Source organism: Bacillus cereus group sp. BfR-BA-01309 (assembly GCF_022664315.1).
Classification (GTDB): domain Bacteria; phylum Bacillota; class Bacilli; order Bacillales; family Bacillaceae_G; genus Bacillus_A; species Bacillus_A mobilis.
Genome location: NZ_JAKUHE010000001.1, coordinates 418,635 through 434,620, shown reverse-complemented (window position 1 = coordinate 434,620; position 15,986 = coordinate 418,635). Strand labels below are relative to the sequence as shown.

Sequence of the window (15,986 nt, the reverse complement as noted above, 5' to 3'; positions counted from 1 at the left end):
CATTGACGTTATATCAACTAAGGTGATATATTTCAATTAGTTAGAATAAAAAGAAAATTAAAAGAAGGTGACACCATGTATAAAGAACCATTTCAACCAACTTATGAATATGCGCTTGAATGTGATAAACATGATGAACTGAAAGATTTTCAAACTGAATTCTATAAAAAAGAAGGAACGATATATTTAGATGGAAACTCATTAGGGCTACTTTCAAAAAGAGCAGAGAAATCATTACTTACGTTGCTCGATTCATGGAAGGAGTATGGTATTGACGGTTGGACAGAGGGTGAGCATCCGTGGTTTTTCCTTTCGGAGAAATTAGGTGAATTGACTGCACCTCTTATTGGAGCTTTACCGGAAGAAACAATTATAACCGGTTCCACGACGACGAACATTCATCAAGTAATCGCGACATTTTATGAGCCAAAAGGAATACGTACAAAAATTCTTGCTGATGAATTAACGTTTCCATCAGATATATATGCACTTCAAAGTCAAATTCGTTTAAAAGGATTAGATCCAGATGAGCATTTAGTACGAGTAAAGAGCCGGGATGGTAGAACACTTTCTGAAGATGATATTATTCAAGCGATGACAGATGATATCGCATTAATCTTATTGCCTTCTGTACTATATAGAAGCGGCCAAATTCTTGATATGAAACGTTTAACAGCGGAAGCACATAAGCGTGGTATTCATATCGGTTTCGATTTATGTCATTCAATCGGTTCTATTCCGCACCATTTCAAAGAATGGGATGTTGATTTCGCTATTTGGTGTAATTATAAATATTTAAATGCAGGACCTGGTGGAGTTGCGGGGCTTTATGTAAATAAAAAGCATTTTAATAGACTTCCAGGATTATCAGGTTGGTTTAGTTCTAGAAAAGATAAGCAGTTTGATATGGAACATACATTAACAGCTGCTGATCATGCAGGTGCTTATCAAATTGGTACACCGCACGTATTAAGTACTGCACCGTTAATCGGTTCTCTTGAAATCTTTAAAGATGCTGGAATCGAACGTTTACGTGAAAAATCGTTACATATAACAAGATACATGCTTAATTTAATTGATCATGAATTAAAAGATTTTGGATTTATAATTGGCAATCCATTAGAGGATGAAAAACGAGGCGGACACATTTATTTAGAGCATGCTGAAGCGGCACGTATTTGTAAAGCGTTAAAAGCAAATGGAGTTATTCCTGATTTCCGTGCACCTAATGGAGTAAGACTTGCACCGGTTGCTTTATATAACACATACGAAGAAGTGTGGCATTCTGTTCAAATTTTAAAGAAAATCATGACAGATGAAGAATATAAGCAGTTTGAAAATAAGCGAGAGGTTGTGGCATAAGCATGAAAACTTCAGAGTGGATTGATATTTCACAACCGCTAAATAATGATATTGCCACTTGGCCAGGTGATACACCGTTCTCGTATGAAGTTTCATGGTCAAAAGAAGAGAGTGGGTCAGTAAATGTCGGAAAGTTATCGATGAGTATTCATACAGGTACTCATATTGACGCACCGTTTCATTTTGATAATGATGGAAAGAAAGTAATAGATTTAGATGTTCAAGTTTATGTTGGTCCAGCGCGCATCATAGATGTTTCTAATATAGAAAGCATTGGGAAAAAGGAATTAGAAAGCTTTCATTTAGAAGGCGTAGAAAGATTGTTGTTACGCACATCTTCACATGGTAAAGCGAATGAATTCCCAGATGTAATCCCGCATTTACGTGCAGATATAGCACCGTTTCTTTCAAAGAAAGGTATCCGTTTAATCGGGGTAGATGTACCTTCAGTAGATCCATTAGATGATAAAGAATTAGCAGCGCATCATCAATTGTTTAAACACGGCATACACATTTTAGAAAATGTCGTACTAGATCATGTAGCAGACGGCGATTATGAATTAATCGCATTACCACTTGCTTTAACAGAAGCAGATGGAAGTCCAGTTCGAGCAGTTATTAGACCAATTTAAGTAGAATTATATAAAAGGGGCGTTTGGCTAATATGAAAGAAAACGAAAAGGTAATTATGGAAAAAGGAATTCATACGGACTTTAAAGAGAATATGACGTACGGGGAGTATTTACAATTAGATAGTTTACTATCTTCTCAAAAGAGATTATCAGACCATCATGATGAAATGTTATTCATCGTGATTCACCAAGCAAGTGAACTTTGGATGAAGCTTATTTTACATGAGTTAAACGCAGCAATCGAATCTATTAAAAATGATAAATTACAACCAGCTTTTAAAATGTTAGCACGTGTATCAAAAATTCAGTCTCAAATTATTCAATCTTGGGATATCCTTGCGACATTAACACCATCTGAATATATTGAGTTTCGTGATTCACTCGGTCAAGCTTCTGGTTTTCAATCGTATCAATATCGTATGATTGAGTATGCGCTTGGCTATAAAACGCCTCACGCATTAAAAATTTATGAAAAAGATCCAGAATTACACGCTCGCCTTCATACAGCGCTACATACACCAAGTTTGTATGATGTTGCAATTCAAGCTCTTGTAAAAGAAGGATTCCCAATTCATAAAGATGTGTTAAACCGTGATATTACGCAGCCTTATGAAGAAGATGCGACAGTAGAAGCAGCATGGATAGAAGTGTATGCCGATGTGAAAAAATATTGGAACTTATATCAGCTTGCTGAAAAATTAATTGATATCGAAGATTGGCTACAACAATGGCGTTTCCGTCATATGAAAACGGTAGAACGTATTATCGGACATAAAATGGGAACAGGCGGATCTTCTGGTGTATCTTATTTAAAACGAGTACTTGATCAACGATTCTTCCCAGAACTTTGGAATGTTCGTACAAAATTATAAAAAACAAACCTGTCAGTTCATAACTGGCAGGTTTGTTTTTTATTTGAACGCAACTATGTTTTAATGAAAGCTACAAGTTATAATAAATCAAGTAACAATCTAATTGGAGGTAAAGTTTTGGATTTTAAGCAACTAGAAAATAAATTTGAAAAGAAAAAAGTAAATACATTTCTTGTTTATCAAAAAGGTGAGTTAACAACTGAGTATTATAAAACGTTAGAATGTGAAAATAATCTATTTAAAATAAATTCGATTACAAAAAGCATCGTATCTATATTAATTGGTATTGCAATAGATAAAGGCTATATAAATGATATACATACACCGATTACAGCTTGGATTGAAAATGTATCTGAGGAAAAGCAGGATTTGACTCTGTATCTTTTATTAACGATGACTACAGGTGAGGATTGGAAAGAGTTTGGAAATGGAGTAGTGTTCCCAAATGATTTTGTAGAATCGGAAAACTGGGTCCAGTACATATTAGAAAAACCAATAATTGAAGAACCCGCTACCAAAATGAATTATAACTCAGGTTCTTCGCATTTGCTCAGCTACATCATCCAAAAAGCTACTGGAATGTCGACAGAGCAGTTTGCGAAAAGGTACTTATTTAATCCGTTAGAAATTACAGAATATGAGTGGCAACAAGATCCCCAAGGAATACATGTCGGCGGGTTCGGCATGAAAATGAAATCTAAAGATTTATTAAAGCTCGGAATATTATGTTTGCAGAATGGATATTGGCAGGGGAATGAAATTGTATCATCGAAATGGTTAGAAGAATCAACTACAGCTCTATTTGAAACGTATGAACATGTCGGGGCGTATGGATATCACTGGTGGGTTTTGAATAACGAAAGATTTCACATACCGTATTGTATTTATTTTGCTATGGGATACGGCGGACAATACATCGTTATCATTCCGCAGTTAGAGCTTGTTGTTGTAATAAGTAGTCATATGCCAAAACGAGGACTCGTTCCATTGAAATTATTTATGGAGCATGTACGGGAGAATTATAAGTTTATTTAAGAAAAGGAGAGAATGTATGCAAGGTGTAAAAACATTATCTTTATTTAGACTATGTTTAAGTCTTTTAGCATGTAGCGCGATTATTACGCAATTTATAATAAGAGCACAAGTGAAACCATTCAATTCCGTTAATTTTTTTAGTTTTTTCACGATTGAAAGTAACATCTTAGTAGCAGTTATTCTCCTTCTTAGTAGTATTGGAACTACTACATTTGTTCGATCAGAGCAGTTTGGTATACTTCGTGGTGCGGCAACTGTATATATACTTACGACAGGCCTCATATATTTTTTACTATTAAGAGGATTAGAAGAATCACTTCAAACCGCAATACCATGGGTAAATACAGTGCTACATTATATCATGCCAATTGCCATGCTTTTAGATTGGATTTTAAATCCACCAAGTAAGAAGATTACTTGGAAACAAGCTGCAAGTTGGCTCTTATTCCCGTTTTTTTACGTTGTATATAGCTTAATTCGTGGTTCAATCGTAGATTGGTATCCATATCCTTTTTTAGATCCGAAAATAGGGGGATATGGTAGAGTGCTTTTATACAGTATAGGGATAGCAGTTGTAATTGGCGCTATTTGTATATTGGTAAGGTTTTTAGGGAATCGAAACTTTAGGAAAGAATTTTAAAAATGAAAGAAACCCCACTGTTCATATTTTTAACAGTGGGGTTTCTTTCATTTTATCTACTCGCCTTCTGAAACGACATCTTTATAAGCTTATCCGTCTTCGTTTCAAACTCTACATCAACAAAAACACCATATTCTTTCCCATCCTCACGTAGCCACAATTTAAATTTTTCTACTGTTATCTGAACGGTTTTTGGCTTTCTACCTATATGAAGATAATCAACAATCTCAGCTTTTGGATATTGTTCTTTCGTCTTTTCTACAGCAAGTTTACCCCATTTGGCATACGGAGGCTGCGCATGAACAATTGATGGAACGGTATATATGTTTGAACATGTTGTTATGAACAAAATGACGAGTGCGATACACTTAAACAATTTTTTCATGATGAACTCCTTTTATCTTTTTTTATATTGTTTACATATTTTTTTAACGATATGAGTTTGGATTTTTTTGTCTTCTTTACATAAAAGCGAGTCTTTTACAAAACATAACCAAGAAATCATTTCCGTAATTAAGGAGGGAAAATTATGCGCCAAAAAGCTATTTTTAAAATAGCAATTTTACTTACGTTCATTGGGCTATCTTTGATGGTAAGTAGTATACAACTAAAAAATGTAGAAGCTTTTTCTAATCAAGTCATTCAAAGAGGAGCATCTGGCGAAGATGTCATTGAACTGCAATCTCGTTTGAAATATAACGGGTTTTATACGGGAAAAGTAGATGGTGTTTTCGGATGGGGTACATACTGGGCACTTCGAAATTTTCAAGAGAAATTCGGATTACCTGTTGATGGTTTAGCTGGAGCTAAAACGAAGCAAATGCTTGTGAAGGCAACGAAGTATGACAAGTCGACTGCTAATAAAGGGACGACAACGAATAAAGGAAATAGTGGTGGTACTGCACAAGAAAATAAACCATCTCAAAATAAAGGGACAAATGTTCCGAATGGTTATTCTCAAAATGACATTCAGCTCATGGCAAACGCAGTATATGGAGAATCTCGTGGAGAACCGTACTTAGGGCAAGTTGCAGTAGCTGCGGTTATTATAAACCGAGTTACAAGTGCATCATTTCCAAATACTGTTTCAGGAGTAATATTTGAACCGAGAGCCTTTACGGCAGTTGCGGATGGACAAATATATTTAACACCAAATGAAACAGCGAAAAAAGCTGTATTAGATGCACTAAATGGATGGGATCCAACAGGAAACGCATTGTATTATTTCAATCCAGATACAGCGACAAGTAAATGGATTTGGACTCGTCCACAAATTAAAAAGATCGGAAAACATATTTTCTGTAAATAGAGCGGAGGTGGAACTATGTTACGAGGTATTATAATCGTATTATTAACAGTCGGTGTAGTTGGAACGGGTTACTGGGGCTATAAAGAGCACCAAGAGAAGAATGCAGTATTAATTCGAGCAGAAAATAGCTATCAACGGGCATTTCATGATTTAGCATATGAGGTTGATTTATTGCACGATAAAATTGGAACAACGCTTGCAATGAATTCACGTGCTTCTTTATCACCTGCATTAGCAGATGTATGGAGATTAACATCTGAAGCTCGTTCGGATGTAGGACAACTTCCTTTAACATTAATGCCTTTTAATAAAACGGAAGAATTTTTAGCGAATATCGGTGATTTTAGTTATCGTGCAGCCATTCGTGATTTAGAAAAAGAGCCGTTAAATAATCAAGAATACAAAACGTTGGAAACTTTATATTCAAATGCAGGAAATATACAAGATGAGTTACGAAAAGTACAACATCTAGTTTTGAAAAATAATTTACGCTGGATGGATGTTGAGATGGCACTCGCATCAAATCGTGATCCTGCAGACAATACAATTATTGACGGTTTAAAAACAGTAGAGAAAAACGTAACATCGTATTCATCTACAAACTTCGGACCTACCTTTACTAGTGCACAAAAAAATAAAAAAGGCGGATTTGAAGCAGAAGGGAAAGCAATTTCTAAAGATGAAGCAGCGAAAATTGCAAAATCGTTTTTGAACTTAAAAGGAAATGAAAAAGTAGATGTTGAGAAAAGTGGAAAAGGTGCGAAAGAATCTTTCTATAGTGTGAAAATAAAAGATCCAGCAACGAATAATGAGTTTTATATGGATATTACCGGAAAAGGTGGATATCCAATTTGGGTTATGAATAATCGAGAAATTAAGGAACAGAAAATTAGTTTAAACGATGCAGGAAGTAAAGGTTTGACATTTTTAAAAGACCATAAGTTTAAGAATATGGAGCTTTTTGATAGCTCACAATATGATAATGTGGGTGTATTTACGTATGTAGTAAATGAAAATGGCGTACGAATTTATCCAGAAGCAATCCAAATGAAAATTGCTTTAGATGACGGTTCTATCGTTGGATTTTCCGCAAAAGAATATTTAGCATCACATCAAAAGCGAACAGTTCCATCAGCAAAGCTAACTGCAGCAGAAGCAAGAAAGAAAATCAATCCAGATGTTAAAGTAATGGAAGAACGAAAAGCTGTCGTAGTAAATGATTTGCATAATGAAGTACTTTGCTATGAGTTTATAGGTACTTTAGGGAAAGATACGTACCAAATTTTCATTAATGCAAATAGCGGCGCAGAGGAAAAAGTGAAGAAAATGCAAGCTGTTGAAAAAATTTATGATTAAACTTTAAAAGTAAAGTGGTGAGAGTAATGAAGATCTTAATATATATGTTGATGCTTTGTTTCTTAATAACTGGATGCAGTATTGGAAAAAAGGACAATCCAAACGAAAAACCAGAGCAAAAAAATGTTTCGACGAAAAATGTGAATTACACGAACAAACCAAATAAGCCAAATGAAAAAGCAGCGGACCATTTAGCTTCTTTAGCCGCTAGTGTGCCAGGTGTGAATGATGCAACTGCCGTAGTAGTTGGCAAATATGCTATTGTAGGTATTGATGTAAAAGCGAAACTTGATCGAACTCGCGTTGAGTCAATTAAATACTCTGTTGCAGAAAGTTTGAAAAACGATCCTGATGGTGCTAATGCAGTCGTTGTAGCAGACGTTGATACGTATGAACGACTGAAACAAATTGGAAAGCAAATTAAAAAAGGAAAAACAGGTGAAGGTATACTTGATGAGTTAGCTGCAATCGTTGGCCGCGTAATGCCGCAAGTTCCAAATGATATGATTGAAAATCGAGAAACGAATCCAATTAAAGATAATGATAAACAATTACCAAAAGATGAAGAACAAGAACTTAGAAAAGAACAGAATGACCAATCAAATAATCATTTGAATAAATAAAATTAACCCCGTACTTAATTGTACGGGGATTTTTCAATATAATATTTAATATTCAGTTTATTTTTAAGGGAATATATGGTTTAATTATGATGGGAGGGACAACTGTTATGATGAAAAAAAGCGCATTAATAGTATGTAGTTTATGCTTAGGTTTCAGTATGACAGCGTGTGAACAGAAGAAAGAAGTGAAAAAACAAACAGCGACTTCTTCTACTGTGTTGGAAAGTGCGAAGAAAGAATCTATCAATATAAATCATTTCTCGAACATAAATGAAGGAATGACTTATACAGAAGTGAAGGATTTAATTGGCTTTGATGGTAATTTACTTATAGAAGAAGGTGTAGAAGATTCTACACAAATTAAACAAATTTTTTCTTGGAAGGGAAGCGATCCAACTTCATTAGTTGAAATTACTTTTTTAGATGGAAAAGTAATTTCAAAAGCGCAGCAAGGTTTAAGTTAATATGTTGAAAAATGGGAGAGTTTAGCATGAACATACATACAGGGGAAATTCAATTAGTTCCGTATAAGGAGAAATATAAAGAAGTTATACAAACATTTACTTTACCAAGTGAACAAGTTCAATTCACATCAGATCCAGGCGAATTATTGGAGAAAGCAAAAAGTGATCGAACAAAAAATGTGATTGTTATTTTAGATTACAATTGGTTACCTGTTGGTCTTTTCGCATTGCAAACAGGGGATAGAGTACAGGAATTCACAGACAATCAAGATGCTTTACTTTTAACATCATTTTCTATAAATCACAATAGACAAAGAAAAGGATATGCTAAAAAGTCATTGGCACTATTACAAGAGTTTGTAAAACGTTATTACCCGATAAAAAATGAGGTTGTACTTGCTGTAAATGAAAAAAATATTCCTGCACAAAATTTATACGAAAAAGTCGGTTTCCAAGATCAAGGCTTTAGAAGAATGGGACCAATTGGTCAACAAATTATAATGCATTTACCTATTATAAAATAATGAGAAGAAAACTTACTCTTGCATAACAAAGTAGTAAGTTTTTTTATTTAGAACGATAAGAGAATATATGTTAAAAGGCTTTATTTAAGAGTAAAGAAATTATAGCTACATACATAAAAAAATAAAGATGTTTGAAAAACATTAAATTTAGTTAGTTCGATACTCATTAAATAATACTTTTTGGGGGCGTAGCTGTATGGAAATTATTCAATTACTAAAGAAGGATGACTTATTTAATAAGGCAATAGATGTTTTTTGGAAAGAATGGGGTGAGGAAGGTGGGCGTGCATTCTATAAAGATTGCATGACTAATGCTTTAACTGATCCAAATGACATACCGAGTTTTTACATTGCAAAAGTAGATGATAAAATTATCGGAACATATGCATTAATTCGCAATGATTTAAATAGTCGTCAGGATTTGAACCCTTGGCTAGCATGTTTGTTTGTAGATGAAAAATTTAGAGGTAACTCTATTGGTGAAAAATTGTTGAATCATGGACTGCTAGAAGCTGCAAAAAGAGGGTACCATTTTCTTTATCTTACGTCAGATCTTAACGGCTATTATGAAAAATATGGATGGGATAAAATTGGAGTTGCTTATGGGCCTAGTGGAGGGTGCATACCTTTGTTTAAAAAGTCAACGGCTCTATAACGAAAGCACTTTTTATTCAACAAACAGATGCTTTCGTTGAATAAAATTTAACCGCTATAAGAACCTTACTATAATAAAATGTAGTAAGGTTCTTATAGGGTATTAAATATCTTTACATCAACTTTGAAACACATTTAAATGAGGAGAAATGATATGACAATTTATATTGCATTACTAAGAGGAATCAATGTAGGCGGGCATAAGGTAATTAAAATGGCTGATTTAAAACAAATGTTTGAATCCATAGGGTTAAAACAAGTAAAAACATATATTCAAAGCGGTAATATCGTGTTCGAATCTGAAAAAGATATTGGTTTTCTAAATAAACGAATACAATCGGAAATTAAAAACGTTTTTGATTTTGATGTTCCAGTCATGTTAAGAACACGTGATGAATTTATAAATACGATAAAAAGGTGTCCTTATGAAGTCGATTCATTACTAGAAGGGGAAAGTATACATGTTGCCTTCTTAGCAAATGAACTTTCTGAAAAAGAAATAGATCAGCTACTTATGCAAAAAAATGAGACTGAAGATTGTTTTATACATGAAAAAGTTGTGTATTTATTTTTCAAAAATAGCATTCGAAATTCTAAATTAATGAGTCAATTTCAGAAGCTACATTCAGCAGCTACAGTAAGAAATTGGCGGACTGTGAATAAATTAAAAGCGATAGTTGAGGGTATGTAAATTTAAAAAGATGAGATTTTCTGTATATAGAAAATCTCATCTTTTTATTTATATTGTTTTGCGACTATAAGTTCGACAATAGGATAAATAAAGAAAGAAGAACAAAGAGCGATAAAAAGAGGAAGATTCTTTATTTCATCGAGTAATAGGAATGCAAATCCTTCTGATGCTATTAAAATAAAAAACATAAGGCATATTAGTACAAAATAAGAAATTTTAAAGCTTTTATATTTAATTTGTTGTCCCATTTCATCTTGGCTTTCTTCTGATACACCATGGGAATCTCCCCACGTAATATGATTGATGAGGTAGCCAATTATTATAGCACTTGTGAAGATTGTTCCACCTAAAATTGCACCTTCAGAAATGTATTTATAGGCTCCGTGTATAAGTACTCCAAGTAACGATAAAATGATTGCTAGTAAAATGAAATTTTTGCGATTCATATTAGAAATGACACCTCCAAGGTTGTAAAAAACTCTTTACATCCATAGTATAAAATTGGAAAAGTTTTATGTCAAATAATTTTTACATAAAGGGGGCAAGAATGTGATATTTTGTTTTTACGATAAATAAAAAATTACATTACATTTGAATGTAAAAGAATGGGCTCGCATATATTTGGAAGGGATGTCAGATTAATTTAGGGGGTAGTTATGTCTATTCTATTAAAAGCTGGTGCTGATGCAGGAAATAACGGTTTGAAGTTAATGGTGAAAGGGCAAGACCCTATTTTTATTCCGAGTATATATTCTTTATATATAGGAGAGCCTACAGGATTGTTAGATGAGGTAGATGTTTCATTATCTGAATTAGAAAATCACATTGACGTGACCATTAGTTCTCCATCGCTAATGTTAAATAACGTGCGGTATATTGTTGGAGAAAAAGTCATTCAAGACCAATTAAAAGGTACTGAGGTTGAGAAGAAATCGAATAAGTCAACTGATGAGTTAATGGTTATTACAATTCTATCTGGTTTAGCGGTAAGTGCTATGCGTCAAAGTCCAACTTCTAGTCATATTAATATTCGTTACGATTTATCTGTTGCTCTTCCTATGCAGCTTATTACACAAGAAATAGCTGCGGAAAATGCGAAACGTTATATGGGTAATCATAAAGTTGTGTTCCATTATCCAAACGGACGTGATGTTACGATTAATGTATCTATCGAGTTTTGTAAATGCCTACCTGAAGGTGCTTCTGGGACGTGGGGCATTGTATATGATGAAGAAGGAAATGTTGTGAAACATAAAATAGAATGTGAACAAAATCAAGTTTCAGAAATTGATTTTGTTGATAAAACACTATTATCTTTTGATATTGGTGCAGGGACGACAGAAGAAGTAGTTTCACTAGGTGTGAACTTTAGGCCACAACTAAGTAAGGGCTTATCATATGGTGTGAAAGAAACGTTGCTACAAATTATTACGAGATGGAACCGGAAGTATCCAACAAAAACGATTGATAGCATTACAGAATTTAACCAAATTTATTTACATGAAAAGCACCCGCGTAATGCGTTATTAGTTGAAGAATCACAACCGGCATTATTAGGTTTAGCAGCGCGTGTCGCAACGGATATCATAAATAAAATTGATGATATGAAAGATGATCCATACGTATTTATTTATGGCGGGGGCGCAGTAATTATTAAAAACAGTTTGAAAATGATTTTAAAGCAAAAAGGACGATTAACAAATGTAATTTTTGTAGATAATCCGTTATTTACAAATGCACGTGGATTATTAGTATACACTTGTTCACCAAAATATAGAGAGCATAAGCAAAAAGAGTTAGGGTTTACAAACTTAACGATAAGTTAGTTGGTGGAAGTATGCGATCTAGGCGATATAAACGTGGTGATCGAGTAAAAATCAATATTCATAAGTCGGTATCACCTGAAATGCTTGCATGGCTAAATAAACAATCAAACCCAACGAATTTCTTTTTCTTTGCAGCGCAGCAACTTTTTAAACAAGTAGGAGATATTGATGTGTCAAAAGCAATACCTAGTAGCCATGTTTTCTCATTATACGTAGAGCCATCTTCCATATTAAAAGTTGAAGTAAACCCTTTTAAAAACGTACCACTAGAAGCTAATAAATCCACCGAAAATATAAAAAAAAAATCATGGGAATCTGTTGATCAATTAGATTGTCCGTTTTTTTAAACATAGAAAAATATAAGAAGTGCCCATCACTATACATATGGATACAGTGATGGGCTTTTTTCGTGTAACGAATAAAAGGGCACAAATTGTGGTGTGCCCCTCCTATACGTTATTTATCTATATTTTAGAAGTATGTTCAGTAACAGCATGAATTATGTCTTTCCAGTCATCAGGATGATTCTCATGTCCTGCGCCTTCAAGGGTTAATAGAGCTGAGTTAGGGATTTCATCAAGAAGTGCAAGACCGTGTTCAAAAGGGAGTGCGGTATCGTCTGTTCCGTGAATGACTAATGTAGGTGCTTGTATGGAGTGAAGCACACCTTCATATGTATCATCTCCTCGTAGTAGAGCGTGATTAAACATACTTAATAAATTGTTAGCTCGTTCTATTTCTTGTTTCACTTGTTTATAAACTCTTTTTTCATCAAATGTTCGTGTTGATCCACATAAAAGCCGAGATCCTGAGACTAAATATTCTGCTACAACTTTATCATTTGTCCAATCTAAATGCGTGCCATTTGCGTGATGTGTTAAAATCCTTTCATCCATTCGAGGTAAATCGCGCGTGTTATCGTCAGAGCCTATTACACTTGTAGCTAGTAATGTTAATGACAATATTCTTTCAGGATGTTTAACAGCAGCAATTTGAGCGATCATACCACCTAAAGACATACCAAATAGATGCGCTTGATTAATATGATAAGCATCAAGTACTCCAATTGCATCTTCTGCCATATTTGTAACTGTATAATTGGAAGTACCGGGTTCATATGCAACAGAGCGCCCTACATCACGGTTATCAAAACGAATAACAAATTTCCCTGTGTTAGCCAACTGTTCACAAAATTCTTCATCCCAATAAACCATTGAACACGTAGCACCCATAATTAATAAAATAGCTGGATTTTTAGGGTTCCCAAAGCTTTCTGTACATATATCAATCCCGTTTATTTTAAATATCTTTTCAGTCATAAAGTTATCCCCATTTCTTTTTTAATGTAATTAAAAATACAGTTTTGAATGATTCTAATGTGTGTGTAAGATTCATTTTGGAATTCATAATGTTTCTTACGTAATTACCTCCAAAAATAAGTTTATGATAATTCAAGGCAAAAAATTTTGAGAAATATTTGTATGTTATTAAAATAAACAGCAAGGAGGAATGGAAATGAAAGCAATTATTATAGATCAATATGGTAGTGTTGAAGAATTAACAGAAAGACAAGTTTTAAAACCGGTTGTTAAAAATAATGAGGTATTAATACGTATTCTCGCAACATCTATTAATCCTGTTGATTGGAAAATAAGAAAAGGAGACTTGCAACAACAGTTACGATTTTCATTTCCAATCATTTTAGGGTTAGATGTAGCTGGAATTATTGAAGAAGTTGGGGAAGAGGTAGAGTGTTTTAAAATAGGAGATAAGGTGTATACGAAACCTGAAAATATAGGACATGGCTCTTATGCTGAATTCATTACAGTAAAATCGGATTTAGTATCCTATATGCCTACAAATCTAAGTTTCGAAGAGGCAGCTTCAATTCCTCTTGCAGGACTTACAGCGTGGCAAAGTCTTGTAGATTACGCAAAAATAAAAGAACATGACCGAGTACTTATTCATGCTGGAGCTGGCGGAGTTGGAAGTTTAGCAATCCAAGTTGCAAAATCATTTGGAGCTTTTGTTGCGACAACTGCAAGTAGTAAGAATGAAGAGTTTTTAAAGTCTTTAGGAGCGGATCTTGTTATTGATTATAAAAAAGATAAATTTGAAGAACTACTATCAGATTTTGATATTGTGTTAGATACAATTGGTGGCGAAGTACAGGAAAAAAGTTTTCAAATTATAAAACCTGGTGGTGTTTTCGTTTCGATTGTTCATGAGCCAATTCAAAAAGTAAAAGGAATAAAATCAGGTTTTTTATGGCTAAAACCAAATGGAAAGCAACTAGAAGAATTATCAGATTTAATTGTACATGGAAAAATAAAACCAATCATAAGTAAAATTGTTCCGTTTAATGAAACAGGGGTTAGAGAAGCTCATATTTTGAGTGAAGGTCAACATGTAAGAGGTAAGATTGTAATGAAAGTCGGAGGATAATGTTTGAACCACGAAAAGACTCAGAAACAAATACTATCCCAAAAGTCACATTTTCATTTTGGGATAGTATTTGTTATTGGACATGTAATGTTATCTCTATCATATATAGTTTCGTATTATATCATGTAATCTCTCTAAACCAATTAACATATCTTTTTCATTTAACATAGAATAGCTAATCCTAAATTGGTGATTATTTATTTCGGGATTTAATAGACAAGCTGTTCCTGGTAAAAAAGAGACATCTACTTCATTTGCTTTTTGTAATAAGGTAAAGGGATCTATCGAATCAGGAAGTGTAATCCATAAATTAAAGCCACCATTTGGTATTTCAAATCTTATTTCTTTAAGTGGTGATAACAAATCAATCGTTATATCACGTCTAATTTGTAAAGCCGTACGTAATTTTTCTAAATGGTTTTTCATACGTTCTGCACGTAAAAACGGTAGAAGTGCTTTTTGTGTTAATAAAGGGCTACCGATATCCATTGAACCTTTTACAGCATATAACCATTCGAAAATAGGACCATCTGAAATAAGAGATGCAATACGCAGTCCAGGTGCTAACGTTTTACTAAATCCTTTTATATATATTACGTGGCCATTCGTATCAAACTTTTTGATAGGAGGGGGAACAGTCGCACCCTCAAAATATATTTCTCCGAAAGAATCATCTTCAATTATAAAAAAATTATATAGCTCTGCTAGTTCTATAAGTTCCATTCTCCGTTCTTTACTCATTACGGTACCTGTTGGGTTCTGGAAAGTTGGATTCGTATACAATAATACGGGATTTTTACTTTGACAAATATCATCTATTAAGTCAGAGCGAACTCCTTGATTATCAAGAGAAACTGGAATAATTTGAGCACCTTTATTGATGAAAATATCAAGTGCAGCACTGTAACACGGACTTTCCACTAATACAATATCACCAGGTTTTAATAATGTTTGAGCAATTAAATCAATTCCTTGTTGTGCTCCGCTTGTAATTAATAATTGAGAGGGATCTGTCAGTAATTGCTGGTGTTCTTTTAAATAATTTGCTATTTCAACTCGCAGTTCATAATCGCCTTGAATTGGCCCATAGGTTGCTAGAATCATTTGGTCCTTATTCAGTATTTTATGCATTTCATCAGCTAAGAATGGATTTGGCAATAAGCGAGGATATAAAATCGCTTGTGAAAAATCGTAATATTTCCGGTGCTGATTCATTGTATATTGAGATCGCATAACATTAATCGTTTTCGATTGTTGCCATTTATACGGAATTGGTTTGAAGTCTTTCTTTCCATGCTTATGTATATAAGCAACTTTTCCTTGCTCAATTCGTATATATTCTTTTTTTTCTAACTGCTTATATGCTTTACGAACAGTTAATAGGCTAATCTGTAAATCTTCGGCCATAGTGCGTAAAGATGGAAGTGCGTCACCATGTGAAAGCATGCCACTTTGTACTCTTTCAACAATTTGCATATATATTTGCTTGTAATACGGTATGTTGGATTCTTTACGAAGAACAATCTTCATGGTTTCACCTTCTTCGTTTTTAT

The 15,986-nt window shown here is 33.8% G+C and carries 19 protein-coding genes; 15 read left to right on the top strand and 4 right to left on the bottom strand.

Annotated elements, in window-relative coordinates; genetic code table 11:
* Positions 1 to 75: 75 nt before the first annotated feature.
* From kynU to MR115_RS02160, 5 genes are all read left to right on the top strand, one after another.
* The gene (gene kynU / locus MR115_RS02180; RefSeq protein WP_242239609.1) at positions 76 to 1,362 is read left to right on the top strand and encodes a kynureninase; all 1,287 of its coding nucleotides are present in this window, start codon (positions 76 to 78) and stop codon (positions 1,360 to 1,362) included.
* A 2-nt stretch (positions 1,363 to 1,364) separates the two neighbouring features.
* Positions 1,365 to 1,994 carry an arylformamidase gene (gene kynB / locus MR115_RS02175; RefSeq protein WP_242239607.1) on the top strand — a complete coding sequence of 210 codons (630 nt, stop codon included), beginning with the start codon at positions 1,365 to 1,367 and terminating at the stop codon, positions 1,992 to 1,994.
* A 32-nt stretch (positions 1,995 to 2,026) separates the two neighbouring features.
* Positions 2,027 to 2,866, top strand: coding sequence for a tryptophan 2,3-dioxygenase (kynA, locus tag MR115_RS02170; protein ID WP_242239605.1), 840 nt, complete (start codon positions 2,027 to 2,029; stop codon positions 2,864 to 2,866).
* Between the two features lie 117 nt (positions 2,867 to 2,983).
* Positions 2,984 to 3,901, top strand: coding sequence for a serine hydrolase domain-containing protein (locus tag MR115_RS02165; protein ID WP_242239603.1), 918 nt, complete (start codon positions 2,984 to 2,986; stop codon positions 3,899 to 3,901).
* Between the two features lie 16 nt (positions 3,902 to 3,917).
* On the top strand, positions 3,918 to 4,541 hold the full coding sequence (locus MR115_RS02160) for a Pr6Pr family membrane protein (RefSeq protein WP_242239601.1): 624 nt from the start codon (positions 3,918 to 3,920) through the stop codon (positions 4,539 to 4,541).
* Between the two features lie 52 nt (positions 4,542 to 4,593).
* Here the strand turns inward: MR115_RS02160 and MR115_RS02155 are convergent, their stop codons facing one another.
* Positions 4,594 to 4,926, bottom strand: coding sequence for a YqzG/YhdC family protein (locus MR115_RS02155; protein ID WP_242239599.1), 333 nt, complete (start codon positions 4,924 to 4,926; stop codon positions 4,594 to 4,596).
* 144 nt (positions 4,927 to 5,070) lie between these two features.
* On the opposite strand from MR115_RS02155, the gene sleB reads away from it, so the two are divergent.
* The 7 genes from sleB (at position 5,071) to MR115_RS02120 (ending at position 10,162) form a co-directional block, all read left to right on the top strand.
* On the top strand, positions 5,071 to 5,850 hold the full coding sequence (gene sleB, locus MR115_RS02150) for a spore cortex-lytic enzyme (protein ID WP_132132366.1): 780 nt from the start codon (positions 5,071 to 5,073) through the stop codon (positions 5,848 to 5,850).
* Positions 5,851 to 5,865: 15 nt separating this feature from the next.
* Entirely contained in the window at positions 5,866 to 7,206 is a 1,341-nt protein-coding gene (gene ypeB / locus MR115_RS02145; RefSeq protein WP_242239597.1) for a germination protein YpeB, read from the top strand.
* A gap of 26 nt (positions 7,207 to 7,232) precedes the next feature.
* Positions 7,233 to 7,829, top strand: coding sequence for a YhcN/YlaJ family sporulation lipoprotein (locus MR115_RS02140; RefSeq protein ID WP_061679794.1), 597 nt, complete (start codon positions 7,233 to 7,235; stop codon positions 7,827 to 7,829).
* A 107-nt stretch (positions 7,830 to 7,936) separates the two neighbouring features.
* The gene (locus tag MR115_RS02135; protein ID WP_242239595.1) at positions 7,937 to 8,293 is read left to right on the top strand and encodes a hypothetical protein; all 357 of its coding nucleotides are present in this window, start codon (positions 7,937 to 7,939) and stop codon (positions 8,291 to 8,293) included.
* A gap of 26 nt (positions 8,294 to 8,319) precedes the next feature.
* Positions 8,320 to 8,817: a GNAT family N-acetyltransferase gene (locus tag MR115_RS02130; protein ID WP_242239594.1), complete on the top strand. Its 498-nt coding sequence runs from the start codon at positions 8,320 to 8,322 to the stop codon at positions 8,815 to 8,817.
* A gap of 196 nt (positions 8,818 to 9,013) precedes the next feature.
* Positions 9,014 to 9,472 carry a GNAT family N-acetyltransferase gene (locus tag MR115_RS02125; protein ID WP_242239593.1) on the top strand — a complete coding sequence of 153 codons (459 nt, stop codon included), beginning with the start codon at positions 9,014 to 9,016 and terminating at the stop codon, positions 9,470 to 9,472.
* A 153-nt stretch (positions 9,473 to 9,625) separates the two neighbouring features.
* The gene (locus MR115_RS02120; RefSeq protein WP_242239592.1) at positions 9,626 to 10,162 is read left to right on the top strand and encodes a DUF1697 domain-containing protein; all 537 of its coding nucleotides are present in this window, start codon (positions 9,626 to 9,628) and stop codon (positions 10,160 to 10,162) included.
* 44 nt (positions 10,163 to 10,206) lie between these two features.
* Here the strand turns inward: MR115_RS02120 and MR115_RS02115 are convergent, their stop codons facing one another.
* Complete coding sequence (locus MR115_RS02115) at positions 10,207 to 10,608, bottom strand: hypothetical protein (RefSeq protein ID WP_242239591.1); 402 nt, start codon at positions 10,606 to 10,608, stop codon at positions 10,207 to 10,209.
* A 210-nt stretch (positions 10,609 to 10,818) separates the two neighbouring features.
* On the opposite strand from MR115_RS02115, the gene MR115_RS02110 reads away from it, so the two are divergent.
* The gene (locus tag MR115_RS02110) at positions 10,819 to 11,988 is read left to right on the top strand and encodes a ParM/StbA family protein (RefSeq protein WP_242239590.1); all 1,170 of its coding nucleotides are present in this window, start codon (positions 10,819 to 10,821) and stop codon (positions 11,986 to 11,988) included.
* Between the two features lie 11 nt (positions 11,989 to 11,999).
* Positions 12,000 to 12,335 carry a hypothetical protein gene (locus MR115_RS02105; RefSeq protein ID WP_061679806.1) on the top strand — a complete coding sequence of 112 codons (336 nt, stop codon included), beginning with the start codon at positions 12,000 to 12,002 and terminating at the stop codon, positions 12,333 to 12,335.
* A gap of 117 nt (positions 12,336 to 12,452) precedes the next feature.
* On the opposite strand, the gene mle is transcribed toward MR115_RS02105, so the two are convergent.
* A complete protein-coding gene (gene mle / locus MR115_RS02100; protein WP_242239589.1) occupies positions 12,453 to 13,307 on the bottom strand; it encodes a BCA family alpha/beta fold macrolide esterase in 855 nt (284 codons plus the stop codon).
* Between the two features lie 196 nt (positions 13,308 to 13,503).
* On the opposite strand from mle, the gene MR115_RS02095 reads away from it, so the two are divergent.
* Positions 13,504 to 14,433, top strand: a complete 930-nt coding sequence (locus MR115_RS02095; protein ID WP_242239588.1) for an NADP-dependent oxidoreductase — start codon at positions 13,504 to 13,506, stop codon at positions 14,431 to 14,433.
* Between the two features lie 99 nt (positions 14,434 to 14,532).
* Here MR115_RS02095 and pdxR read toward each other — a convergent pair whose 3' ends face one another.
* Entirely contained in the window at positions 14,533 to 15,963 is a 1,431-nt protein-coding gene (gene pdxR, locus MR115_RS02090) for a MocR-like pyridoxine biosynthesis transcription factor PdxR (RefSeq protein ID WP_242239586.1), read from the bottom strand.
* Positions 15,964 to 15,986: the final 23 nt, after the last annotated feature.